Genomic DNA, 23903 nt, shown 5'->3' with positions numbered 1-23903 from the left:
ATCCGTTTTACCGGCGACCACGTCTATCAGGTTCAGCGACCTGACAAGGCTGAATGGGTTTGCGGCACAAAGCAGCGGTTTGGCAACCAGACGCTGCCTTTTCGCCGATTTTCACCGGTATAGACCATCGTTAAAACGATCCTTGAGGTGCTTCGGGTGCCTCGACAAAATGTTGCGCGTGAACAAGCTGGATGAAACACAGTCTGTTCTGCATCGAATATTTATTTGCCGGGGCGCCCTGTTGGCGCGTCGCTACCGTGAGATAGCCGTCCTCCATGTTTGGTTCCAACGACGACAAGAAGACCCCAGCTGCGGCTGGCGAGAAGAAAAGCCTGTTCGGATGGCTGCGGAAGAAACCGCAGGAAACCGTCGTCGAACAGCCGCCCGCGATTCCTGAGCCGGCTCCGGCGCCAGCACCTGTAATAGAAGAAGAGCCGGCACCGATTGTTCTGCCGATCGCCGAGCCGGTGCTGCAACCGCAGGCAGAAGCCGAGCCTGAAACGCCGGCCGCTGCCGAGTTGCCGCTGACGTCCGCCGCCGAGCCGAGGCTGACCTTGCCGGTAGCGGAAGAGCCGGCTGCCTTCGTCGAAGAAGCTGCGCCGCAGGTGACGTCAGTGACTCCAGCGCCGGTTGCCGTGGTTGCTGCGGAGCCTGAGCCTGCACCGGTTGTTGAGCAAGCGCCGGCCATTTCCGAGCCGAACACACGGGTTGCCCAGCCGTCCGAGCCTGAGCCTGCACCGATTGCCGCTGCGTCAGTTACCCCGGTTGCGACTGCAGTCGTGCCGGTTGAAGCCCCCGTAGAAACGCCGGTCGAAACCCCGCGCAGCGAAGAAACCAAGGCCGGTTTCTTCGCCCGCCTCAAGCAGGGTCTGTCGAAGACCAGCGCGAGTATCGGCGAGGGCATGGCCAGCCTGTTCCTTGGGCGCAAGACCATCGACGATGAACTGCTCGACGACCTCGAAACCCGCCTGCTCACCGCTGACGTAGGCGTCGAAGCCACCACGCAAATCATTCAGCGCCTGACCCAGAAGGTTGCGCGCAAGGAGCTGGCTGACGCCGACGCGCTGTACAAATCCCTGCAGGCCGAGCTGGCAGCAATGCTCAAACCAGTCGAACAGCCGCTGAAAATCGCCTCGCAGAACAAGCCGTTCGTGATTCTGGTGGTTGGCGTCAACGGCGCCGGCAAAACCACCACCATTGGCAAGCTGGCGAAGAAGCTGCAACTGGAAGGCAAGAAAGTCATGCTGGCCGCCGGCGATACCTTCCGTGCCGCGGCCGTGGAGCAATTGCAGGTCTGGGGCGAGCGCAACAAGATCCCGGTCATCGCTCAGCACACCGGTGCTGACTCCGCGTCGGTGATCTTCGACGCCGTGCAGGCCGCCAAGGCCCGTGGCATCGACGTACTGATCGCTGACACCGCCGGGCGCCTGCACACCAAAGACAACCTGATGGAAGAGCTGAAAAAGGTTCGCCGGGTCATTGGCAAGCTCGACGCCGACGCGCCGCACGAAGTGCTGCTGGTGCTCGACGCCGGTACTGGCCAGAACGCCATCAACCAGGCCAAGCAATTCAACCAGACCGTCGAACTGACCGGGCTGGCGCTGACCAAGCTCGACGGCACCGCCAAGGGTGGGGTGATTTTCGCCCTGGCCAAGCAGTTCGGCCTGCCGATCCGCTACATCGGTGTCGGCGAAGGCATCGACGATTTGCGTACCTTTGAAGCCGAACCCTTTGTCCAGGCACTGTTTGCCGAGCGGGAGCGTTCATGATTCGTTTCGAACAGGTCGGTAAGCGCTACCCGAACGGTCACGTCGGCTTGCATGAGCTGAGCTTTCGAGTCCGTCGTGGCGAGTTCTTGTTTGTCACCGGCCACTCCGGGGCCGGTAAATCCACGCTGTTGCGCCTGTTGCTGGCGATGGAACGCCCGACCAGCGGCAAACTGCTGCTCGCCGGGCAAGACCTGAGCACCATCAGCAACGCGCAGATCCCGTTTTTGCGCCGGCAAATCGGTGTGGTGTTCCAGAATCATCAGTTGCTGTTTGATCGCACGGTGTTCAACAACGTCGCCTTGCCGCTGCAGATTCTCGGCCTGTCCAAGGCCGAAATCGCCAAGCGCGTCGATTCGGCGCTGGAGCGCGTTGCGCTGTCGGATAAAACTGATCTGTACCCGGGCGACCTGTCCACTGGTCAGCAACAGCGCGTCGGCATTGCCCGCGCCATTGTTCACCGCCCGGCCTTGCTGCTGGCGGATGAGCCGACCGGTAACCTCGACCCGCGTCTGGCCGCCGAAATCATGGGCGTGTTCGAAGACATCAACCGTCTGGGCACCAGCGTGCTGATTGCCAGTCACGACCTGGCGCTGATCGCGCGCATGCGTCATCGCATGCTGACTCTGCAACGCGGCCGCTTGATCGGCGACGGGGAGGCCGGGGTATGAGTGCAACACGCAGTCCGAAGGTTTCCGAGCGCGTGGCCCCGAAGGCCGCCGACCCGCAACCGCAGAAAAAGAAAAAACATGACGATGACGACGGTCCGGACTTTGCCACGCTGTTCCGCGCCTGGATTGAAAGCCATCGCGCCAGCCTGCTCGACAGCCTGCGCCGTCTCGGCAAACAGCCGATCGGCAGCTTCTTCACCTGCATGGTGATGGCCGTTGCGTTGAGTCTGCCGATGGGGCTTTCGCTGTTGCTTAACAACGTCGAGCGTCTCGGTGGCTCCTGGCAGCGCGCGGCACAGATTTCGCTGTACCTGCAACTCGACGCAAGTCCCGAGCAGGGCGAGTCACTGCGTGAGCAGATCAAAGGCATGCCCGGCGTCGCTGATGCCGAATATGTCGGTCGCGATCAGGCACTGGAGGAGTTCCAACAGCAGTCCGGCCTGGGCGAAGCCCTGCGTGAGTTGCCTGAGAACCCTTTGCCGGGTGTGGTTTTAGTCACACCGAACGAAGTCGACAAGCCGACACTCGAAGCATTAAGACAAAAACTTTCCGAGCTGCCCAAGGTACAACAGGCGCAACTTGATCTAGTCTGGGTCGAGCGTCTGGCCGCCATCCTCAAGCTGGGCGACCGCTTTGTCTTCGGTCTGACTGTGCTTTTGGTGTCTGCATTACTTTTGGTGATAGGCAATACCATTCGTCTTCATATTGAAAACCGCCGCACCGAGATAGAAGTGATTAAACTCGTCGGCGGCACTGACAGTTATGTGCGCCGCCCTTTCCTTTATATGGGCGCGTTGTATGGCTTCGGTGCAGGGCTGTTGTCCTGGGGCGTTTTGGCGTTCGGCCTGAACTGGCTGAACGATGCGGTGGTTGGACTGGCCGGCTTGTACGGCAGTGATTTCGCCCTGGCCGGCGTGCCAGTGGCCGACGGTCTGTCGCTCTTGCTTGGCGCGGTGCTGTTGGGTTATATCGGTGCATGGATTGCAGTCGCACGTCATCTCAGGGAGCTGGCGCCGAAGTAGAATCTTTTTTGCGCGTGATTGACCTTGCGGTTTTTATGGGAACTTGTACCTGAGTTCCCGGTCAATTTTTCGCAGTGCCGAGAGGCACGAGTATGTGAGTGGGAGGTTTTTTCGTATGACCAATTCTTTGCAACCTGCGTATGCGTTGGTTCCGGGTGCGAACCTGGAAGCTTACGTGCACACCGTCAACAGCATTCCATTGCTGACGCCGGAGCAGGAGCGTGAACTGGCCGAGAGTCTCTACTATGAGCAGGATTTGGGGGCGGCTCGGCAGATGGTGCTCGCCCACCTGCGTTTTGTCGTACACATTGCCCGTAGCTATTCCGGCTACGGTCTGGCTCAGGCTGACCTGATCCAGGAAGGTAACGTCGGCCTGATGAAGGCCGTGAAGCGTTTCAACCCGGAAATGGGTGTGCGTCTGGTGTCGTTCGCCGTGCACTGGATCAAGGCGGAAATTCACGAGTTCATCCTGCGCAACTGGCGCATTGTGAAAGTCGCGACCACCAAGGCCCAGCGCAAGCTGTTCTTCAACCTGCGCAGCCAGAAGAAACGTCTGGCGTGGCTGAACAACGAGGAAGTCCACCGTGTGGCGGAAAGCCTCGGCGTCGAGCCGCGGGAAGTGCGTGAGATGGAAAGTCGTCTGACCGGCCATGACATGGCCTTCGACCCGGCTGCAGAGGCCGACGATGACAGCGCTTTCCAGTCGCCGGCCAACTATCTGGAAGACCACCGGTACGACCCGGCGCGTCAACTGGAAGATGCCGACTGGAGCGACAACTCGAACACCAACCTGCACGAAGCCCTGGAAGTGCTGGACGAGCGCAGCCGTGACATCCTCTATCAGCGCTGGCTGGCTGAAGAGAAAGCCACGCTGCACGACCTGGCGCAGAAGTACAACGTGTCGGCCGAGCGAATTCGTCAGCTCGAGAAGAGCGCGATGAACAAGCTCAAGTTGTCGATCGCCGCGTAACTGGCGAATCAGTAACAAAAAACGCCCCGATCAGCGATGATCGGGGCGTTTTGATTTCCGGTTCCACACAAAACCCCTGTAGGAGTGAGCCTGCTCGCGATAGCGGTGTATCAGGCAACATCTTCGTTACTGACAAACCGCTATCGCGAGCAGGCTCACTCCTACACTGGATCTTCAGTGTTATTCCGACCAAGGCGCGCGCCGCGAATCATTCAACCCCAGCAAGTAACTGTCCCCACCCAACTGACTCATCTGCTGCCGAATCCAACCAGCCCGGCGAGACACATAACCAGTCGGATGACTCGCGCTCCACACCCGCGGATTGGGCAGCACCGCCGCCAGGTAACTCGCCTGCTGGCGCGACAACGACCTCGCGCTCACGCCAAAGTGATGCCGGGCCGCCGCTTCAGCGCCAAACACGCCGTCATCCCATTCGACGCTGTTCAGGTACACCTCAAGAATTCGCTGCTTGGGCCAGAACACCTCGATCAGCGCGGTGAACCACGCTTCCAGGCCCTTGCGCAGATAGCTGCGGCCAGACCACAGAAACAGGTTTTTCGACACTTGCTGACTCAAGGTGCTGGCGCCGCGAATCGAGCCGCCCAGTTCGTTATGGGCCAGTGCGGCCTGGATCGCGCGCAGATCGAAGCCCCAATGCTCGGGAAATTTCTGGTCCTCGCCGGCTATCACAGCCACCTTGAGGTCGTCGGAGATCTCGTCCCACGGCTTCCAGCTGCGTTGCAGATCGATCGGCTCACCGTCGACCCAGGACTCGATCTTGCGTTCGACCATCAACGCCGTTCCCGGCGGTGGCACAAAGCGAAACACCAACACCAGCAAGACACTGCCACCGGCGAACCAGAGCAGGGCCTTTGTGAGACGACGGAAAATTGAACGCAGCATAGAGATGGCTTGGCCGAACCCGTGGAGCGGGCCATTATACAGACCCTGCCGAACGCGTCTGACTGGAGTTCCCCATGCTGCGTGGCTTTTTGATGCTGGCCGCTTTTTTCGGCTTTACCGGTGTGGCGCTGGGCGCCTTTGCCGCCCATGGCCTTAAAAACCGTCTGACCCCGGAATACCTGGCGATTTTTCACACCGGCGTCACCTACCAACTGGTGCACACACTCGCATTGTTCGGCGTCGCGCTGCTGGCCACGCAGATACCGGGGCGACTGGTGACCTGGGCCGGCGTTTCCTTCACGGTCGGCATTTTGCTTTTCTCCGGCAGCCTGTATCTGCTGACCACCACCGGCATCAGCAAGCTCGGCATCATCACCCCGTTCGGCGGCCTCGCGTTTCTCATCGGTTGGGTTTGCCTCGGCCTCGCCGCTTGGCGCTTGCAGCTAACCGCTTGACGCTTGGTACTGACCTTTAGGTCATGATCGGGCTAGAATGCCAGCCCCTAAAAATGATGGCGGCGTTGTGCATGCACATTCAGTTGAACGGTGAGCCCTTTGAATTGCCCGACGGTGAAACCGTTGCGGGCCTGATCACCCGTCTGGAATTGACCGGACGCCGGGTGGCGGTCGAGCTCAATCTGGACATCGTCCCGCGCAGCCAGCATGCCGATACCCCATTGAACGACGGCGATAATGTCGAAGTCGTCCACGCCATCGGCGGCGGCTGATCGCCCCGGCCCGCAAGGGCAAGCATTCTGCAAGACCCTCACCCTTGAAGAGGATTTCCCATGAGCATCGTTCGTAGCGACAAGCCTTTTGTGCTGGCCGGTCGTACTTACCAGTCGCGTTTGCTGGTTGGTACCGGCAAGTACCGTGACATGGAAGAAACCCGCCAGGCCATCGAAGCCTCGGGCGCCGAGATCGTCACCTTCGCCGTGCGCCGCACCAACCTGGGCCAGATCGAAGGCGAGCCGAACCTGCTCGAAGTGCTGTCGCCGGATCGCTACACCTTCCTGCCGAACACCGCCGGTTGCTACGACGCCATCGAAGCGGTGCGCACCTGCCGCCTCGCTCGTGAGCTGCTCGATGGCCACAACCTGGTGAAGCTGGAAGTGCTGGCCGACCAGAAAACCCTGTTCCCCAACGTGATCGAAACCCTCAAGGCCGCCGAAACGCTGGTCAAGGAAGGCTTCGACGTGATGGTCTACACCAGCGATGACCCGATCATCGCCCGGCAACTGGCGGAAATCGGCTGCATCGCCGTGATGCCGCTGGCCGGTCTGATCGGTTCCGGTCTGGGCATCTGCAATCCGTACAACCTGCAGATCATCCTTGAAGAAGCGAAGATCCCGGTGCTGGTCGATGCCGGCGTCGGCACCGCTTCCGACGCGACCATCGCCATGGAACTGGGTTGCGACGCCGTACTGATGAACTCGGCCATCGCCCACGCCCAGCAGCCGGTAATGATGGCCCAAGCCATGCAACACGCGATCGTCGCGGGCCGTCTGGCGTACCTCGCCGGCCGCATGCCGAAAAAACTCTATGCCAGCGCCTCTTCGCCGCTGGATGGTCTGATCAAGTAAGAGCCATTGATGACTGAATCGAACGACACGCCTGTCCAGCCGGACGAAGGCGACGAGCGCCAACACCGTCGCATCAAGAGTTTCGTGATGCGCGCCGGGCGCATGACCGAAGGCCAGCAACGCGGCCTGGATCAGGGCGCGCCGCTGTACGTGCTGCCGCTGGCCGATGCGCCGGTCGATTACGACCAGGTGTTCGGCCGCTCGGCACCGCGCTCGCTGGAAATCGGTTTCGGCATGGGCCACTCGCTGCTGGAAATGGCCGCGGCGGCGCCGGAGCAGGATTTTATCGGCGTTGAAGTGCACCGTCCGGGTGTCGGCGCGCTGCTCAATGGCGTACTGACCCAAGGTCTGACCAATCTGCGGGTCTACGATTGCGATGCGATCGAAGTGCTCAACCGTTGCATCGCCGACAACAGCCTCGATCGCCTGATGCTGTTCTTCCCCGATCCGTGGCATAAAAGCCGTCACCACAAACGCCGTATCGTCCAGGCCTCGTTTGCCGAACTGGTGCGCAGCAAGTTGAAGGTCGGCGGTATTCTGCACATGGCCACCGACTGGGAACCGTACGCCGAGTACATGCTGGAAGTAATGAACGTCGCCCCGGGCTACCGCAACCTCGCCGAAGACGGCAAGTGCGTGCCGCGCCCGGCCGAACGCCCGATCACCAAGTTCGAACGCCGCGGCGAACGACTGGGGCATGGCGTGTGGGATCTGAAGTTCGAAAAGATCGCTTAAGCATCACGCAACAAAAACTGTGGGAGCGGGCTTGCTCGCGAAGGCGTCGTTTCAGACAACACTAATGTTGAATGATCTACCGCTTTCGCGAGCAAGCCCGCTCCCACAGTTGTTTTGGGGTGTTAGCGGACTCAGCGGCGATCAGCGACTACGCCAATCAACACCAGCACCACCAGCAACACCGGCGCGAGGCTGTAGTTGTTGAACTGGCTCAAACCCTTGATCACCCACGGCGTGGCGTAGATCAGCGCGGCGCCGCTGCCTATCACACATAATAGGGCCATCAATGGCACGCGCAGGGCGCCGGCGATGCTGCCCAGGCGTTGCTCGACCCAGCCTTTGAAATCGGCGCCAAACAGCACCAGCAGGCAACCGACCAGCGCCAGAGCGATTTCCGAGAGGTTGCTGCGGCTCCAGCGGGAGACAGTGGCGAGCAGGTCGAGTATCAAATCCATGGGTTTTCCTTGGGCTGCCGTTCGGGGTTGGGCTCAGTTCAAAAATTGTTGCAGCAAATCATTGAGGAACAACTGGCCGCGTTCGGTGGCCGCCAGACGTGACGGTTCGACCTGCAACAGACCGCTTTGTTCGGCCTCTCGCCGGCCTTCGGCAAGCGTGTCCAGAGACAGACCGGTACGCTCGCTGTACAGGCGCGAGTCCACCCCGGCGGTCAGACGCAGGGCATTCATCAGGAATTCGAACGGCATTTCGTCATTGCTCAGCGATTTCTCGCCGGCCTGAAAGCTTTTCGTCGGATTCAGATAGTCTTTCGGCAGGCGGGTCTTCCAGGTCCGCACAATGCGCCCGTCCGGATGACTCAGCTTGCCATGCGCACCGGCGCCGATGCCGATGAAATCGCCGAAGCTCCAGTAATTGAGGTTATGCCGCGCCGGCCGCCCGGCCTGGGCATACGCCGACACTTCGTATTGCGCGTAACCATGCTCGGCCAGCAGCGCCTGCCCGGCCTCCTGAATGTCCCACAGCGTGTCGTCTTCCGGCAGCACCGGCGGCTGATTCCAGAACACCGTGTTCGGCTCCAGCGTCAGCTGATACCACGAGATATGCGTCGGATTCAGCGCGATGGCCTGACGCAGGTCGCTCAACGCATCGTCCAGCGATTGACCGGGCAAACCGTGCATCAAGTCGAGGTTGAAGTTGTCGAACCCGGCCTGCCGCGCCATGCCGGCAGCGCGCACCGCTTCGTCGCCGTTGTGAATTCGGCCCAGCGCCTCAAGCTTTTCCTGCTGGAAACTCTGGATGCCGATCGACAGGCGATTGATGCCCAACTGACGGTACGCCACGAACTTCTCTTGTTCGAAGGTGCCCGGGTTAGCCTCAAGGGTGATTTCGATATCGCTGGCGAACGGGATGCGCTGCTCGACACCCTTCAGCAAGCGTCCGAGCGCCTCGGCACTGAACAGACTTGGCGTGCCACCACCGAAGAAAATCGAGCTGATTTCACGGCCATAAACAGCGTGCAGATCCTCATCGAGATCGGCCAGCAACGCGTCGACGTATTCCTGCTCCGGCAGCACGGGGCTGGCGGTGTGCGAGTTGAAGTCGCAATAAGGGCATTTGCGCACACACCACGGGATGTGGATGTACAGCGCCAGGGGCGGCAAGGTTGGCAGCGGCGCCCGAGGCGAAGACGCGGCGCCGCCGAAGATCAGCGACGACGCGGAAGAATCAGTGGTCATTTCAGGCCCAGACGCTGGCGCAGCAGATCCATTGCACGGGCGCGGTGGCTGATCTGGTTCTTGTCGGCCGGGCTCAACTCGGCACTGGAGCAGTCGCGCTCCGGCACCCAGAACAACGGGTCATAACCGAAGCCGTGTTCGCCGCTGGCAGCGGTGAGGATGCGCCCGTGCCACAGACCTTCGCAGAGGATCGGCAGCGGATCGTCGGCATGCCGCACCAGCGCCAATACGCAAACGAATTGCGCGCCACGCTCGGCTTGGGGCACGTCTTTCAGCGCATCGAGCAGTTTGGCGTTGTTGGCCGCATCGCCCTTGCCGTCGGCATAACGCGCCGAATAGATCCCCGGCGCGCCGCCGAGGAAATCCACCGCCAGCCCGGAATCGTCGGCCAGTGCCGGCAAGCCGGAGATACGCGCGGCGTTGCGTGCCTTGAGAATGGCGTTCTCGACGAACGACAGACCGGTTTCTTCCGGCTCGACCTTGCTCCACTCGCCAATTGAACGCAGTTGCACCGATTCGCCGAGCATGGCCTGAAGTTCTTTGAGTTTGCCGGCGTTATGGCTGGCCAGTACGAGCTGCTTGATGTTCATCATTCGCCGGGGAAGAGTTCTTGGTTGAAGTGGATAGTGTGGGTCTTGTCGCCGTTCTGCACCTTGATTTCAAAGGTGCGGGTTTCCTGCTGCGGCACCGGGTACTGGGCGATGTAGTAGATCGCGCCCTGCTCGGTGACCTGGCGAAAACTCAGCGGCACGCTTTGGCTGGTCAGGTCTTTGACCGTGCCGGTGACGCTGGCGATCAGCGGTTTGCCGTGCTTCATCACCGAAACGTTGATCACGCCCTGATGCTTGCTGCGGATCAGCTCGGCAGCCTTGGCGATGTCTGGTTGCAGGAACGTCGAATTGAAGGTGTTGTAGTGCACCGTGATGTCGCCAAAGGTTTCCTTGCGTTCACCCTTGATGACGTCCGCCGCGATGGCGCCAGCGCTCAGGCAGGCAGTGAGTAACAACAACGCTAGACGACTCATGTTCGTGCTCCTCGAAATGGCTCGGCTCAGACCGCGACCTTGTGGTCCGCCAGTTGCGGGCTGCTGACGCGGTAGATACCGATTTCACCTAACAGATTAGGCCATAGCTTACTGGCCCACCCGTGGCGGTGCTGTTGATCCACGGCAAGCCGATCAATGACCTTCGCATCACGTTCGCGGCACAGTTCTTCGAAATCCTCGAACGTGCAGAAGTGGATGTTCGGCGTGTTGTACCAGGTGTAAGGCAGAAATTCCGACACCGGCATGCGGCCCTTGCTCGCCAGGTACCAGCGGCAGCGCCAGTGGCCGAAGTTCGGGAAAGTGATGATGCACTGGCGGCCGACGCGAAGCATTTCGTCGAGGATCTTGTCCGGGTAGTGCACGGCTTGCAGGGCCTGGGTCATGACGACGATGTCGAAACTGTTGCTGGCGAAGTTGCCCAGCCCTTTGTCCAGGTCCTGCTCAATGACGTTGATGCCCTTGGCCACGCACTCGGCGATGTTCTCGGCGTCGTTTTCCAGGCCATAACCGGTGACGTTCTTGTTGTCGCGCAGCCAGGTCAGCAGTTCGCCGTCACCGCAACCAAGGTCGAGGACGCGGCTGCCGGCGGGGATCCATTCCTGGATGATTTCCAGATCAGCTCTCATGGCTTTCTCACAACGAAATGCGGTTCATGTAATTGCCGAACGCCTGCAAATAACGCGGGATCGGAATCAGGAAGGCGTCGTGGCCCTGCGGCGCGTCGATTTCCAGGTAGCTGACGTCTTTGCGCGCGGCCATCAGCGCGTCCACCAATTCCCGCGAACGGGCCGGGGAGAAGCGCCAGTCAGTGGTGAATGACATCACGCAGAATTTCGCCGTGGCGTTTTCGAAGGTTTTTGCCAGATCATCGTCGAAGTTCGCCGCCGGATCGAAGTAGTCCAGCGCCTTGGTCATCAGCAAGTAGGTATTGGCATCGAAACGACCGGAGAACTCCTCGCCCTGATAGCGAAGGTAGCTTTCGACCTGGAACTCGACACTGTGGAAGTCGTAGTTAAGCTTTTCGCTCTTCAGGCCCCGGCCGAATTTCTCGCCCATGGAGTCATCGGACAGGTAGGTGATGTGCCCAACCATGCGCGCCAGCATCAGGCCGCGCTTGGGGATCACGCCCGCTTCCTGGAACGAGCCGCCATGGAATTCCGGGTCGGTGAGGATCGCCTGACGCGCGACTTCGTTGAAGGCGATGTTCTGCGCCGACAGCTTCGGCGCCGAAGCGATGGCCAGGCAGTGACGCACGCGATCCGGGTAGGTGATGGTCCATTGCAGCGCCTGCATGCCGCCGAGGCTGCCGCCGATGACCGCCGCCCACTGGCCAATGCCGAGCACGTCAGCGAGACGCGCCTGGCTGTGCACCCAGTCTTCCACGGTGAGCACCGGGAAGTCGGCGCCGAACGGCTTGCCGGTCTCCGGGTTGACGCTGCTCGGGCCGGTGGAGCCGTTGCAGCCGCCGAGGTTGTTCAGGCTGACCACGAAGAACTTGTTGGTGTCGATCGGCTTGCCCGGGCCGATGCAGCTGTCCCACCAACCGGGCTTGCGGTCATCGACGCTGTGATAACCGGCGGCGTGATGATGGCCGGACAGGGCGTGGCAGATCAGCACGGCGTTGCTCGCCTGCGCATTGAGCGTGCCGTAGGTTTCGTAGATCAGGTCATAGGCGGCCAGCGAACGACCACAGGCCAGCGCCAGCGGTTCGCTGAAATGCGCGGTTTGCGGCGTTACCAGACCAACAGAATCGGGGGGAAAGGCAGTTGGCATCGACCCTGCTCTCGTTGAAATGAGGCGTAAGTCTAAAGACCGGGGGGGTTAGCGGCAAGCAACGATCGGGTCTGCGGTTATTCAGCTATATCGAGGTGTGCCCATCGCGAGCAGGCTCACTCCTACAGGGGGAACGCATTCCAAATGTAGGAGTGAGCCTGCTCGCGATGAACGATGACACGGTCAACTCGCCGGACGCTAAAAATCCGGGAGCTTCTACCCAAGCGGTTTACATCAGCAGACGCAGAATCTCCGGCATCATCGTCATCGCCGCCAGATTGTTGATGACCAGCATGTCGATCAATTTCAGCGCGAGGAAAGCGAAGATCGGCGAAAGGTCCAGGCCGCCCAGGTTCGGCAGGAAGCGGCGGAACGGCGCCAGTGCCGGTTCGCAGATCTGGTTGACCAGTTCGGCGCCCGGATTGTGGCTGCCCGGTGCGACCCACGACAGGATCACGCTGATGATCAGGGCGAAGAAGAAAATCTTCAGGAACAGCGCGGTGACACCGATCAGCGACCAGATCAACAGTTGCAGCGGATTGCCGGTGGTGCCATAGGTCAGCAGCAGGGTCAGCGCCATCAGCAGCAGTTGCACCAGGATCGCCAGCACCAGCGACGACATGTCGAGGCCGAACAGGCTCGGGATGATCCGGCGCAGAGGCTTGAGCAGCGGCTGGGTGGCTTTGACGATGAACTGGCACAGCGGGTTATAAAAATTCGCCCGCACCAGTTGCAGGACGAAGCGCATCAGCACGATCAGCAAATACAGGCTGCCGAGGGTTTGCAGCACGTAAACCGCTGCGGTGTTCAATCCGATCATGAAAGGCTCCTTATTTGCCCAGTTGTTCGGCCATTTCGGCCGAGCGGTGCGCGGCGGCGCCGAGTGCGGTTTCGACCAGCGCTTCGAAGCCGCCAGCCTGGAATGATTTGATCGCCGCTTCCGTCGTGCCGTTTGGCGAGGTCACGCGGCGGCGCAGTTCGGCGGCGTCAACGTCGCTGGACACCGCCATGTGCGCGGCGCCCAGCGCGGTTTGCGCGGTCAGCTGTTCAGCGATTGCCTTGGGCAGGCCGAGTTTCACGCCGGCAGCGGTCATGGCTTCGATCAGCAGGAAGAAGTACGCCGGGCCTGAGCCTGAGACCGCCGTGACTGCGTCGAGTTGCTGTTCTTCTTCCAGCCACAGGGCGATGCCAACGGCGGACAGTAGCTCTTCGGCTTGCTGACGCTGCTCGGCGGTTACCTCGTCGGTGGCGTACAAGCCGCTGACGCCCTGACGCAGCAGCGCCGGGGTATTGGGCATGCAGCGCACGATCGGCTGCTCGCCGAGCCACGCGGTCATGCTCGCACAGGTGATGCCGGCGGCAATCGACACCACCAGTTGATGCGGCTTCAGGCTCGGGCGGAGCGCCTCGCACACGGCTTTCATCGCCTGTGGCTTGACCGCCAGCACGATGACATCGACGCCGTCGATGGCCTGGGCATTATCGGCAAAGGTTTCGATGCCGTGTTCGGCGCTGACTTTGGCGCGGGTTTCTTCGCCCGGATCGCTGGCGCGGATCTGCGCCGCTTCCAGACCCTTGGCGCGCAAGCCGCCAATCAGACTGGCCGCCATGTTGCCCGCACCGATAAACGCAATACGTGTGTTGCTCATGTGTGGTCCTTATCTGGAAACGTTCAAGACTGGGAATAATCTCTGGCGCCAAACAGCGCGGTACCGATCCGCACCCAGGTGGCGCCTTGGGCGATGGCCGACTCGAGGTCGTGGCTCATGCCCATGGACAATGTGTCGAGTGGCAGATTGAGGCTCGCCTGCAATGTCTGCACGGCGGCGAAGGCAGCATCTTGCTCGGCGCGCGCTTCGGTCGGCTCGGGAATCGCCATCAAACCGCGCAAGTGCAAACGCGGTAGTTGGCTGATGGCCTCGGCCAGCGCTGGCAGATCGGCCGGGGTGCAGCCGGATTTACTCGCTTCGCCGCTGACATTCACCTGAATGCAGATGTTCAGCGGCGGCAGCTCGGCCGGGCGTTGTTCGGACAGGCGTTGGGCAATTTTCAGGCGATCCACGGAGTGCACCCAGTCGAAATGCTCGGCAATCGCGCGAGTCTTGTTCGATTGAATGGGGCCGATGAAGTGCCAGATCAAGGGCAGGTCGGCCAGTTCCAGCTGTTTGCTCAAGGCCTCCTGCAGGTAGTTCTCACCGAAGTCGCGCAGGCCGGCGGCATAGGCTTCACGCAGGGCCTGGGCAGGTTTGGTCTTGCTCACGGCGAGTAGCTGGACGCTGTTTTCAGGTCGTCCGGCAGCGGCAGTCGCGGCCTGAATGCGTGAACTAACGAGGGCGATGTTGTCTGCTATCGTGGACATCAAGAGGCGCCGGCGGTCTGTAGGTTCGCGGCATTCTACTGGAATTGAGGGACGCTATGGATATCACTGAACTGCTGGCCTTCAGCGCCAAACAGGGCGCTTCCGACCTGCACCTGTCGGCCGGCCTGCCGCCGATGATCCGTGTCGATGGTGATGTGCGGCGGATCAATCTGCCAGCGCTGGACCACAAGCAAGTACACGAATTGATCTACGACATCATGAACGACACCCAGCGGGTCGACTTCGAGAAAAATCTGGAAACCGATTTTTCCTTCGATGTGCCCGGTGTCGCGCGGTTTCGGGTCAACGCGTTCAACCAGAACCGTGGCGCTGGCGCGGTGTTCCGCACCATTCCGTCGAAAGTGCTGAGCATGGAAGACCTCGGCATGGGCGATGTTTTCCGCAAGATCACCGATGCGCCGCGCGGGCTGGTGCTGGTGACCGGGCCGACCGGCTCCGGCAAATCGACTACGTTGGCGGCAATGATCGATTACCTGAACACCCATCGGCATCACCACATTCTGACCATTGAAGATCCGATCGAATTTGTTCATGAATCGCGCAAATGCCTGATCAATCAGCGCGAAGTTCATCGCGATACCCGCAGTTTCGCTACGGCGCTTCGTTCGGCGCTACGTGAAGATCCGGACGTGATTCTGGTTGGCGAGATGCGCGATCTGGAAACCATTCGCCTGGCGCTGACCGCCGCTGAGACCGGACATCTGGTGTTCGGCACGTTGCACACGACCTCGGCGGCCAAGACCATCGACCGCGTGGTCGACGTGTTTCCCGGGGACGAGAAGTCCATGGTCCGTTCGATGCTGTCGGAGTCATTACTGGCGGTGGTGTCGCAGACGCTGATCAAGAAGATCGGCGGCGGGCGGGTGGCGGCGCACGAAATCATGCTGGGGACGTCGGCGATCCGCAATCTGATTCGAGAAGACAAGGTGGCGCAGATGTATTCAGCGATTCAGACCGGTGGGTCGTTGGGCATGCAGACACTGGACATGTGCCTGAAGGATCTGGTGACCAAGGGCTTGATCAGCCGCGAGCACGCGCGGGAAAAGGCGCGTACCCCGGATAATTTCTGAGGGTCTGTGGTGCGGCTGCCGGCCCCTTCGCGAGCAGGCTCGCTCCCACATTAAACCGCATTCCTTCAGCTGGAATGCTGTCACCTGTGGGAGCGAGCCTGCTCGCGAAGAGGCCGGTACTGCTGGAGCTAATCCTGGATCAATCAGATCAGCGCTGAACTACGCGCAACTGCTGTTGCTCTTTCGGCAACACCCGCTTGGCCATGACGTAGTGCTTCTGCCAGTACGGCTTGTTCAGCGTGTCGATGCTTACCGCTTTGCCGCGGCGCGGGGCGTGGATGAAGCGGTCGTTGCCCAGGTAGATGGCAACGTGATTGACCCGACGGCTCTTGATGTTGAAGAAAATCAGGTCGCCCGGCTTCAGATCCTTGCGCTCGACTTTCTCGCCGTGACCGCTGGCCATGGCATTGGAGGTGCGTGGCAGGTCGAAGGTGGCGTCGTTGAACGCGTATTTCACCAGGCCGCTGCAATCAAAGCCTTTACTTGGGCTGCTGCCGCCCCAACGATAAGGTGTACCGAGAACGTTCACCGCACGGCTCAGCACGTTACTGCTTTCCTTGCTCGCCATCGGTGGCACCAGCTTGCTGTGGCTCTTGCTGCTCAGCGTGGTGGTTTTGCTCTTGCTGCTTTTGCTCGAAGGAGCCGAAGCATGGGATTTAGGGGTGAAGCCGTTGACGTTGGGAAGACGTTGCTCACGATTGGTGGCGTGGGCGGCCAGTGGCATTAATAGGCAAATAGTTAGCCATGTCTTGAAAAATGGTCGCATTAGGCGTGGCTCTTGAGTGGTAGCGCGCAACTTTATAACAGCTTTTTTTGCCGCTCCGAGGCCGTTCATCGATTCCTTCGGCTTGCTACGGAACCAAAAAAGCACAAAAAGTACGCAATTGTCCGACAGAAGTCAGGTTCTACAAGGGTTTCGCGCTAGCAACGGTAACATTTGCCATACGTCGGGCACCTGTAAAAAAGTCACAAAGAAATGAAGAATATTTATCTATCGAGTGCAATGAGGTCTTAATGAACAGCTATCAGCTACCCCGTGTGCAGGAAAAAGACACCCACAGCAAAGTCATCGGCTATCTGCTGTGGATTTTCGGCTTCACCGGCGCGCACCGCTTTTATTACGGCAAGCCGGTGACCGGGACGATCTGGTTTTTCACCTTCGGTTTGCTGGGGATTGGCTGGCTGATCGACGTGTTTCTGATCCCGGCGATGGATCGCGAAGCAGACCTGCGCTTTACCGCCGGGCCGATCGAGTACAACGTCGCGTGGATCCTGCTGACCTTCCTCGGTGTGTTCGGCGTGCACCGGATGTATCAGGGCAAATGGATCAGCGGTTTGCTGTATCTGCTGACGGGCGGGTTGTTTTTTCTCGGCGTGCTGTATGACTTCTGGACGCTGAACGATCAGGTGTCGGTGCGTAACGCGCAGAATCGCGGCGCCTTCCAATAAGTTGTGGCGAGGGGATTTATCCCCGTTGGGCCGCGAAGCGGTCCTGAATCTGAGAACGCGGTGGATATGATCCACCGCGCGCGATGGCTTCGCGACTGCTTCGCAGCCGAACGGGGATAAATCCCCTCGCCACAAGTTCCTCAGCAGCAGGTTATGCCTGGTGGGTGATCCGCCCATCCACCAGCGTATAGCGCACCAGCCCCGGCAGACTGTGGCCGATGAACGGGCAGTTCTCGCCTTTCGACAGCCACTGCTCACCCGCCACCGTCGATGCCTTCGGATCGAACAACACGATATCCGCCGCACCGCCCACTGCCAGTTTGCCCGCCGGCAAGCGCAGCGCTTGCGCCGGGCCTGCGCTAAGACGCGCCAGCAGCGTCGGCAGATCGAGCAAACCATCCTCCACCAGCGTCATCGCCAGTGGCAGCAACAGTTCAACACTGCTGATGCCCGGCTCGGTCGCGCCGAACGGTGCCAGTTTGGCGTCGCGCTCGTGGGGCTGGTGATGGCTGGAGATCGCCGAAACCACGCCGGACTTGACCGCCTCGCGCAGGCCATCGCGGTCAGCACGGGTACGCAGCGGCGGTTGCACGTGATAGAGGCTGTTGAAGTCGATCAGCGCTTCGTCAGTCAGGATCAACTGATACAGCGCGACATCGGCGGTGACTTTCAGGCCACGGGCCTGCGCCTGGGCGATCAACGCCACGCCGCGAGCGCTGGTCAGCTGGCTGAAGTGCGCACGCCCGCCGGTTTGCTCGACCAGCAGCAGATCGCGAGCGAGCGCCACGGTTTCGGCGGTTTCCGGGATGCCCGGCAGGCCGAGGAAACTGGCGACGGCGCCTTCATGGGCCAGACCGCCCTCGGCCAGGTCGTGATCCTGCGAGTTGAAAATCACCGTCAGATCGAAGGTCGCCGCGTATTCCAGCGCCCGGCACAGGGTGCGGCTGTTGCGGAAACTCTCCAGACCGTTGCCGAACGCCACGCAACCGGCGTCACGCAAGGCCACCAGTTCGGCCAGTTGCTCGCCGTCCAGGCCTTTGCTGAGTGCGCCTATCGGGAACACCTTGGTGTTGCCGGCTTCGCGGGCGCGGTCGAGGATCAGCTCAGCCACGGCCGAGGTGTCGAGCACCGGTTTGGTCTTCGGCGGGCAGCACAGGCTGGTCACGCCACCGGCAGCGGCGGCGCGGGTTTCGCTGACGATCGAGCCTTTGCGGCTGTAGCCCGGCTCGCGCAGGGCGACGTTGAGGTCGACCAGGCCAGGCGCGGCGACCAAGCCTTTGGCATCGATGGTTTCTACTGCGCTGAAACCGGCCGGCGCGGCGCCAAGGGCGACGATCTTGCAGGCTTCAACGTGGATGTCGGTGATTTGATCCAGGCCGCTGCTTGGATCGATGACGCGTGCGCCGAGGATGCTGAGCTTCACTGGGCGTTCTCCTGCTCGAATTGACGTTGCGCAGTCTGCCCGCTCATGGCCATGGACAGCACGGCCATACGAATCGCGATGCCGTAGGTCACCTGATTGAGGATCACCGAGTGCGGACCATCGGCCACCGCCGATTCGATCTCCACGCCACGGTTGATCGGCCCCGGGTGCATGACGATGCAATCCGGTTTGGCCCCGGCCAGTCGCGCGGTGGTCAGGCCGAACAGGCGGTAGAACTCGCCCTCGCTCGGCAACAGGCCGCCGGTCATACGCTCACGTTGCAGGCGCAGCATGATCACCACGTCGACGTCTTTCAGGCCTTCGGCCATGTCGGTGTAGACCTTGACGCCGTATTGCTCGATGCCGATCGGCAGCAGGGTTTTCGGCGCAATTACGCGGATGTCCGGGCAACCGAGGGTTTTCAGCGCAAGCATGTTCGAGCGCGCCACCCGCGAATGCAGGATGTCGCCAACGATGGCCACCGAGAGATTTTCGAATCCGCCCTTGTGCCGACGGATGGTGAGCATGTCGAGCATGCCTTGCGTCGGGTGCGCATGACGGCCATCGCCGCCGTTGATGATCGCCACTTGCGGGCAGACATGCTCGGCGATGAAGTGCGCAGCGCCGGAATCGCCGTGGCGCACAACGAACATGTCGGCGGCCATGGCTTCAAGGTTGCGCAAGGTATCGAGCAACGTTTCGCCCTTGCTTGCCGACGATGTCGACACGTTCAGGGTGATCACGTCCGCCGACAGCCGTTGGGCTGCCAGTTCAAACGTGGTGCGGGTGCGCGTGGAGTTTTCGAAGAACACGTTGCACACGGTCTTGCCGCGCAGCAACGGGACTTTTTTCACCGCCCGTGCACCGACTTCGAGGAACGAGTCGGCAGTGTCGAGGATTTCCGTCAGCAACTCGCGGCGCAGGCCATCGAGCGAGAGGAAGTGGCGCAGTTGGCCCTGATCATTGAGCTGCAGCGGGCGCTTGGTATCTAGAGGCGTCATCGCGAGGGGGACTCTCAATAGGGCGGATTAAAGGGTGACGTCTTGCAGTTCAAGCGTCAGCGGCTCGGGGCCGGACAGCTTGACCCGCTGGTTGGCGGCCAGTGTCAGGGTGGCGCCGACCACGTTCGGGCGGATCGGCAGCTCACCGGCGTCCAGATCCAGCAGGCAGACCAGGGTGACGCTGGCGGGGCGGCCGTAATCGAACAGTTCATTCATGGCGGCGCGGATGGTCCGACCGCTCATCAGCACGTCGTCGATCAGCACCAGATGCTGGCCTTCGATCTCGAAGGGCAGGGCGGACGGGCGCACTTGCGGGTGCAGGCCGTTCTGGCTGAAGTCGTCGCGGTAGAAGGACACGTCCAGCGTGCCCAGTGGCGCATCGCTGGCCAGCTCTTTGAGCAGTGCCTGCGCGACCCAGATGCCGCCAGTGCGGATGCCGATGTAACGCGGTTCGCTGATGTCACGCTGGGCAAGGTGCGCCTTGAGGCGGGTCGCCATCTGGCTGATCAGATCGGCGGGATTGGGCAGGCTCATGGTTGCTCCTTCGTGAATCCGGGCCGCGTCCTGCCGGACGAAGCTCGGTTTATAACCAAAAGAAAAGCGCCGAAGCGCTTGTCAGGATTCAAACAATGCAGTGTTTTCATCGAGCCAGCCCTGCAACAGCAGAGCGGCGGCGATGGCGTCCACCGGGTTGTCGCGGTAACTGCCTTTCTGCCCGCCACGCACCAGCCGCTCGCCTTTGGCTTCAAAGGTGGTCAGGCGTTCGTCGTGAGTATAGAAAGGCAGGTTGTAGCGGCCGTTGAGGCGTCGGGCGAACTTCTCGGCGCGTACGCACATGTCGCTGGGCGTGCCATCCATGTTCAGCGGCAGGCCGACCACCACGGCGTCGGGCTTCCATTCTTTTATCAGCGCTTCGACCTGATCCCAGTTCGGCACGCCGTTCTGCGCTTTCAAGGTGCACAGCTCGCGGGCCTGGCCGGTAATGACCTGGCCGACCGCGACGCCGATCTGTTTGGTGCCATAGTCGAAGCCGAGAATCAGGCGCAGGGCCATCAGGCGTGACCTGCCTGGCTGGTCAACAGATTGAGGTCGACCCCCAAATGCCGCGCCGCCGCTTCCAGGCGCAACTCGCTGCTGGTATTGAAGAGGATGTCGGCGTTATACGGGCAGGTCAGCCAGGCGTTGTCGGCCAGTTCGGCTTCCAGTTGCCCGGCTTCCCAGCCCGCGTAGCCGAGGGTGATCAGGCTTTTCGACGGGCCGACGCCATCAGCGATGGCGAACAGCACGTCCTGCGACGTGGACAGGGCCAGGTCGCCTTCCAGCTGCGCGGTGGCCTGGAAGATCTGGCCGGCGGGATGCAGGACAAAGCCGCGATCGGTCTGCACCGGCCCGCCGATGAAGATCGGCACATGCTCGCACAGGGCCGGCGGCTCGATGTCCGGGCGCAGTTGTTCGAGGATGTCGGCCAGACTCAACTCTTGCGGCCTGTTCACCACCAACCCCATCGCGCCATTGGCCGTGTGCTCGACGATGTAGGTCAAGGTGTGGGCAAAATTCGGGTCGGCCATGTGTGGCATGGCGATCAGGAAGTGATGCTTGAGGTAGCTGGGGCTGACGTTTTTCATGTGCGCTAGTGTGGCGTTCGAGCGGCGAACTGACAAGCTGGAGATGTAAGCAACACACCGATCAACTGTAGGAGTGAGCCTGCTCGCGATAGCTGAGTGTCAGCCAAATATTCAGGTTCTGGCACACCGCTATCGCGAGCAGGCTCACTCCTACAAGGGATTTGCGGTGTGTCAGTTGCTGGAGAGTCTGTCGCCCCGGGCAAATTTCCAGGTGCGGATGATTTCCAGGCGGTCGATATCCGACAGATCCCCGGTAAACGGTGCAAACGGCGCGGCCAGACGGACGATGCGTTGCGCCGCCTGATCGAGCAGCGGCTGGCCGGAGGATTCGAGCACCAGCACTTCATACAGCGAACCGTCGCGGTTGATCGAGACCATCAGACGCAAATTGCCGTAGATCTGTTTGCGCCGTGCCTCTTCGGGATAATTGAGGTTGCCGATGCGCTCGACCTTCTTGCGCCAGTCGTCCTTGTACCAGGCGCCTTTGTCGCGCATGGTCGAGGCGGCGCTCAAGCGGTGGATGCGCGGGCGTTTGGCGTACAGCTGTTGTTCCTTGGCCAGTTCCGCTTCGAGGCTGGCGATGTCGCTGGACAGCTGTGAGCTGTCGAACGTCGGCGCGTCGACTGTCGGTTTGACTTCGGTTTTGCTTTCTTCTTTTTTGGTCGGCGCTTTTTTCGGTTTCGGCGCGACGGTGGTCACCGCTGCCTTGGGCGCAGCTTCCTGCACTTCTGGCTTGGCGGCCGGCGGCGGGGTGACTTTTTTGACCTGGTTGTCCTGGAACGGGGCGACCTCGGTGGTCTTGGGAATCGCCTTCTTGTCCAGCGTGCCGCTGCCTTCCTGATTTTCCTGGGCGAGGAAATCAGCCTTCTCAGGTTTCTTCTCGGCCTTGAAAGTGGCCAGGGTGATTTCCAGGGTTTTGCTGATCTGCTGCGGCTCGACCATGGTGAAGCCGACACCCAGCAGCAGCGCCAAATGAATCAGCGCCGCGAGAAACAGGGTAAAACCGAGGCGATCGGCCGGGCGCACGCCACGATGGGCGAGTTCAGCGGGCAGATCGGACGGGAGGGTCATGACAAAAAAACCAACATCGCGTTTTTCAGAGGCTGCGCATGATAACGCAATGTTGGTTTCGCGCCTTGGGCTTCACGCTTCAAGCGACAGACTGCATGTGACGTGCATCAAGCTTGTGGCTTTTTGCCGGCCGCTTGCAGCTTTTTATCGATGGCATCCATCAGCATGCCGCCGATATCAGTGCCAAACGCATTGTCGATTTCGCGGATGCAGGTCGGGCTGGTGACGTTGATTTCGGTCAGGTGTTCGCCAATCACGTCGAGGCCGACGAACAGCAGGCCTTTCTCGCGCAGGGTCGGGCCGACCTGGGCGGCGATCCAGCGATCCTTGTCGCTCAACGGACGCGCTTCGCCACGGCCGCCGGCAGCGAGGTTGCCACGGGTTTCGCCCTGGGCGGGAATGCGCGCCAGGCAGTAATCCACCGGCTCGCCGTCGATCATCAGGATGCGTTTGTCGCCGTCCTTGATCGCCGGCAGGTAGGCCTGGCCCATGATCTGCTGGCCGCCGAGCGCGGTCAGGGTTTCCAGGATCACTGACAGGTTCGGGTCGCCGGCACGATGGCGGAAAATCGAAGTGCCGCCCATGCCGTCGAGCGGCTTGAGGATCACGTCACCGTGTTTCGCCGCAAACTCGCGCAACACGTCGGCGCGGCGGCTGACCACGGTCGGCGGCGTGCACTGCGGGAACAGCGTGGCGAACAGCTTTTCATTGCAGTCGCGCAGGCTCTGCGGCTTGTTGACCACCAGCACGCCGGCGGCTTCGGCCTGCTCCAGCAGATAAGTGGAGTAGACGAATTCCATGTCGAACGGCGGATCCTTGCGCATCAGGATCACGTCCAGGTCGCTCAGCAGATGGTCCTGCTCGGCGTCCAGTTCGAACCATTTTTCCGGATTGGCGAACACTTTCAGCGGCTTCATCCGCGCCCGTGCCTGGCCTTCGCCCTGATACAGGTCGCGCTGCTCCATATAGAACAATTCCCAGCCACGCTTCTGCGCGGCCAGCAGCATGGCCAGCGAGCTATCCTTTTTATAGGAGATGCTGGCGATAGGGTCCATGACAATCCCGACGCGAACGCTCATTGGGTTTTCCTCGAAATTTGGCTACCGGATCGGTATTGAAAAAGTGCCGCCAGAGTGGCGCCGGGCGTGTTTCGGGTCAAGGAAAAACCCGTCGATAGATTGCATCTGGAGACTGTGCTAAAAAGGCTGGCAGAGCGCGCCGCCCCTTGGCTATCAAGGGTTTGGGGCCAAAACTCACAGCAAAACGGACAATTTGATTCGCAAAGGCGACGGTAGAACCCTCTTATGGAACAGCAGTCCAGCGCCTTGAAGGTCATGGTGATCGACGACTCGAAAACGATTCGCCGCACCGCCGAAACATTGTTGAAGAATGTCGGTTGCGAAGTGATCACCGCCATCGACGGTTTCGATGCGCTGGCGAAGATCGCCGACCACCATCCGGGGATCATCTTTGTCGACATCATGATGCCGCGTCTGGATGGCTATCAGACCTGCGCCTTGATCAAGAACAACAGCGCCTTCAAGGCCACGCCGGTGATCATGCTGTCCTCCAGGGACGGGCTGTTCGACAAGGCCAAGGGGCGGATTGTCGGTTCTGATCAATTTTTGACCAAGCCGTTCAGCAAAGAAGAACTGCTCAATGCGATCCAGGCCCATGTTCCGGGCTTCGCCGCTGTTTTGCCGCAGTAAGACACGCACAGTGA

At 60.8% G+C, this 23903-nt stretch carries 29 protein-coding genes; 11 read left to right on the top strand and 18 right to left on the bottom strand.

Annotated features, from left to right (window positions below; translation table 11 throughout):
• Positions 1-275 precede the first annotated feature (275 nt).
• From ftsY to rpoH, 4 genes are all read left to right on the top strand, one after another.
• Complete coding sequence (gene ftsY, locus HU765_RS10375) at positions 276-1769, top strand: signal recognition particle-docking protein FtsY (RefSeq protein ID WP_186620241.1); 1494 nt, start codon at positions 276-278, stop codon at positions 1767-1769.
• A complete protein-coding gene (gene ftsE / locus HU765_RS10370) occupies positions 1766-2437 on the top strand; it encodes a cell division ATP-binding protein FtsE (RefSeq protein ID WP_003229148.1) in 672 nt (223 codons plus the stop codon). Before ftsY ends, ftsE begins: the two co-directional genes overlap by 4 nt.
• A complete protein-coding gene (gene ftsX / locus HU765_RS10365; RefSeq protein ID WP_053124717.1) occupies positions 2434-3459 on the top strand; it encodes a permease-like cell division protein FtsX in 1026 nt (341 codons plus the stop codon). The genes ftsE and ftsX overlap by 4 nt, the downstream gene beginning before the upstream one ends.
• A gap of 115 nt (positions 3460-3574) precedes the next feature.
• Positions 3575-4429, top strand: coding sequence for an RNA polymerase sigma factor RpoH (gene rpoH / locus HU765_RS10360; protein WP_016772717.1), 855 nt, complete (start codon positions 3575-3577; stop codon positions 4427-4429).
• Positions 4430-4609: 180 nt separating this feature from the next.
• Here the strand turns inward: rpoH and mtgA are convergent, their stop codons facing one another.
• The gene (mtgA, locus tag HU765_RS10355) at positions 4610-5332 is read right to left on the bottom strand and encodes a monofunctional biosynthetic peptidoglycan transglycosylase (RefSeq protein WP_186551210.1); all 723 of its coding nucleotides are present in this window, start codon (positions 5330-5332) and stop codon (positions 4610-4612) included.
• Positions 5333-5406: 74 nt separating this feature from the next.
• Here mtgA and HU765_RS10350 point away from each other — a divergent pair, with 74 nt between their 5' ends.
• The 4 genes from HU765_RS10350 to trmB all read left to right on the top strand — a co-directional run bounded on the left by HU765_RS10350 (position 5407) and on the right by trmB (position 7649).
• Positions 5407-5787 (top strand): DUF423 domain-containing protein, encoded by a 381-nt coding sequence (locus HU765_RS10350; protein WP_186620239.1) that lies wholly within the window; start codon positions 5407-5409, stop codon positions 5785-5787.
• A 71-nt stretch (positions 5788-5858) separates the two neighbouring features.
• The gene (thiS, locus tag HU765_RS10345; protein WP_186620238.1) at positions 5859-6059 is read left to right on the top strand and encodes a sulfur carrier protein ThiS; all 201 of its coding nucleotides are present in this window, start codon (positions 5859-5861) and stop codon (positions 6057-6059) included.
• Positions 6060-6119: 60 nt separating this feature from the next.
• Positions 6120-6914 carry a thiazole synthase gene (locus HU765_RS10340; protein ID WP_007964131.1) on the top strand — a complete coding sequence of 265 codons (795 nt, stop codon included), beginning with the start codon at positions 6120-6122 and terminating at the stop codon, positions 6912-6914.
• 9 nt (positions 6915-6923) lie between these two features.
• Positions 6924-7649, top strand: coding sequence for a tRNA (guanosine(46)-N7)-methyltransferase TrmB (gene trmB / locus HU765_RS10335; protein WP_024014663.1), 726 nt, complete (start codon positions 6924-6926; stop codon positions 7647-7649).
• 131 nt (positions 7650-7780) lie between these two features.
• On the opposite strand, the gene HU765_RS10330 is transcribed toward trmB, so the two are convergent.
• From HU765_RS10330 to HU765_RS10290, 9 genes are all read right to left on the bottom strand, one after another.
• Entirely contained in the window at positions 7781-8104 is a 324-nt protein-coding gene (locus HU765_RS10330; RefSeq protein ID WP_007913629.1) for a DUF3392 domain-containing protein, read from the bottom strand.
• A gap of 33 nt (positions 8105-8137) precedes the next feature.
• Positions 8138-9343 carry a radical SAM family heme chaperone HemW gene (hemW, locus tag HU765_RS10325; protein ID WP_238344683.1) on the bottom strand — a complete coding sequence of 402 codons (1206 nt, stop codon included), beginning with the start codon at positions 9341-9343 and terminating at the stop codon, positions 8138-8140.
• Positions 9340-9936: an RdgB/HAM1 family non-canonical purine NTP pyrophosphatase gene (gene rdgB / locus HU765_RS10320; protein ID WP_186620237.1), complete on the bottom strand. Its 597-nt coding sequence runs from the start codon at positions 9934-9936 to the stop codon at positions 9340-9342. The genes hemW and rdgB overlap by 4 nt, the downstream gene beginning before the upstream one ends.
• Positions 9933-10367: a DUF4426 domain-containing protein gene (locus HU765_RS10315; protein ID WP_186620231.1), complete on the bottom strand. Its 435-nt coding sequence runs from the start codon at positions 10365-10367 to the stop codon at positions 9933-9935. The genes rdgB and HU765_RS10315 overlap by 4 nt, the downstream gene beginning before the upstream one ends.
• Before the next feature lie 26 nt (positions 10368-10393).
• Complete coding sequence (gene metW, locus HU765_RS10310; RefSeq protein WP_034153662.1) at positions 10394-11014, bottom strand: methionine biosynthesis protein MetW; 621 nt, start codon at positions 11012-11014, stop codon at positions 10394-10396.
• Between the two features lie 7 nt (positions 11015-11021).
• Positions 11022-12161, bottom strand: a complete 1140-nt coding sequence (locus HU765_RS10305) for a homoserine O-acetyltransferase (RefSeq protein WP_186551063.1) — start codon at positions 12159-12161, stop codon at positions 11022-11024.
• Positions 12162-12390: 229 nt separating this feature from the next.
• Positions 12391-12981, bottom strand: coding sequence for a YggT family protein (locus HU765_RS10300; RefSeq protein ID WP_186620229.1), 591 nt, complete (start codon positions 12979-12981; stop codon positions 12391-12393).
• Between the two features lie 10 nt (positions 12982-12991).
• The gene (gene proC, locus HU765_RS10295) at positions 12992-13810 is read right to left on the bottom strand and encodes a pyrroline-5-carboxylate reductase (RefSeq protein ID WP_186620227.1); all 819 of its coding nucleotides are present in this window, start codon (positions 13808-13810) and stop codon (positions 12992-12994) included.
• Between the two features lie 23 nt (positions 13811-13833).
• On the bottom strand, positions 13834-14520 hold the full coding sequence (locus tag HU765_RS10290) for a YggS family pyridoxal phosphate-dependent enzyme (RefSeq protein WP_186620225.1): 687 nt from the start codon (positions 14518-14520) through the stop codon (positions 13834-13836).
• Positions 14521-14576: 56 nt separating this feature from the next.
• On the opposite strand from HU765_RS10290, the gene HU765_RS10285 reads away from it, so the two are divergent.
• Positions 14577-15611, top strand: a complete 1035-nt coding sequence (locus HU765_RS10285; protein ID WP_186552284.1) for a type IV pilus twitching motility protein PilT — start codon at positions 14577-14579, stop codon at positions 15609-15611.
• Between the two features lie 148 nt (positions 15612-15759).
• Here HU765_RS10285 and HU765_RS10280 read toward each other — a convergent pair whose 3' ends face one another.
• Positions 15760-16377 carry a C40 family peptidase gene (locus HU765_RS10280; RefSeq protein WP_186620223.1) on the bottom strand — a complete coding sequence of 206 codons (618 nt, stop codon included), beginning with the start codon at positions 16375-16377 and terminating at the stop codon, positions 15760-15762.
• Positions 16378-16625: 248 nt separating this feature from the next.
• Between HU765_RS10280 and HU765_RS10275 the strand changes: the two genes are divergently transcribed.
• The gene (locus tag HU765_RS10275; protein WP_186620221.1) at positions 16626-17060 is read left to right on the top strand and encodes a TM2 domain-containing protein; all 435 of its coding nucleotides are present in this window, start codon (positions 16626-16628) and stop codon (positions 17058-17060) included.
• 151 nt (positions 17061-17211) lie between these two features.
• On the opposite strand, the gene HU765_RS10270 is transcribed toward HU765_RS10275, so the two are convergent.
• The 7 genes from HU765_RS10270 to gshB form a co-directional block, all read right to left on the bottom strand.
• Positions 17212-18483, bottom strand: a complete 1272-nt coding sequence (locus HU765_RS10270) for a dihydroorotase (RefSeq protein WP_186620219.1) — start codon at positions 18481-18483, stop codon at positions 17212-17214.
• Positions 18480-19484 carry an aspartate carbamoyltransferase catalytic subunit gene (locus tag HU765_RS10265; protein ID WP_016772736.1) on the bottom strand — a complete coding sequence of 335 codons (1005 nt, stop codon included), beginning with the start codon at positions 19482-19484 and terminating at the stop codon, positions 18480-18482. Before HU765_RS10265 ends, HU765_RS10270 begins: the two co-directional genes overlap by 4 nt.
• 27 nt (positions 19485-19511) lie before the next feature.
• Positions 19512-20018 (bottom strand): bifunctional pyr operon transcriptional regulator/uracil phosphoribosyltransferase PyrR, encoded by a 507-nt coding sequence (pyrR, locus tag HU765_RS10260; RefSeq protein ID WP_186552288.1) that lies wholly within the window; start codon positions 20016-20018, stop codon positions 19512-19514.
• 81 nt (positions 20019-20099) lie between these two features.
• Positions 20100-20537, bottom strand: a complete 438-nt coding sequence (gene ruvX / locus HU765_RS10255; protein WP_041476809.1) for a Holliday junction resolvase RuvX — start codon at positions 20535-20537, stop codon at positions 20100-20102.
• Entirely contained in the window at positions 20537-21109 is a 573-nt protein-coding gene (locus HU765_RS10250; RefSeq protein ID WP_186552289.1) for a YqgE/AlgH family protein, read from the bottom strand. Before HU765_RS10250 ends, ruvX begins: the two co-directional genes overlap by 1 nt.
• A gap of 171 nt (positions 21110-21280) precedes the next feature.
• Positions 21281-22180, bottom strand: coding sequence for an energy transducer TonB (locus tag HU765_RS10245; RefSeq protein WP_186620217.1), 900 nt, complete (start codon positions 22178-22180; stop codon positions 21281-21283).
• 107 nt (positions 22181-22287) lie between these two features.
• On the bottom strand, positions 22288-23259 hold the full coding sequence (gene gshB / locus HU765_RS10240) for a glutathione synthase (protein ID WP_186620215.1): 972 nt from the start codon (positions 23257-23259) through the stop codon (positions 22288-22290).
• A gap of 225 nt (positions 23260-23484) precedes the next feature.
• Between gshB and pilG the strand changes: the two genes are divergently transcribed.
• On the top strand, positions 23485-23889 hold the full coding sequence (gene pilG, locus HU765_RS10235) for a twitching motility response regulator PilG (RefSeq protein ID WP_016772743.1): 405 nt from the start codon (positions 23485-23487) through the stop codon (positions 23887-23889).
• Positions 23890-23903 lie beyond the last annotated feature (14 nt).

This window comes from Pseudomonas sp. SWRI81, from assembly GCF_014268545.1.
GTDB classification, from domain to species: domain Bacteria; phylum Pseudomonadota; class Gammaproteobacteria; order Pseudomonadales; family Pseudomonadaceae; genus Aquipseudomonas; species Aquipseudomonas hamedanensis.
Note: the sequence above shows the minus strand (reverse complement) of the source record. Positions and strands in the feature narration are given on the sequence as shown.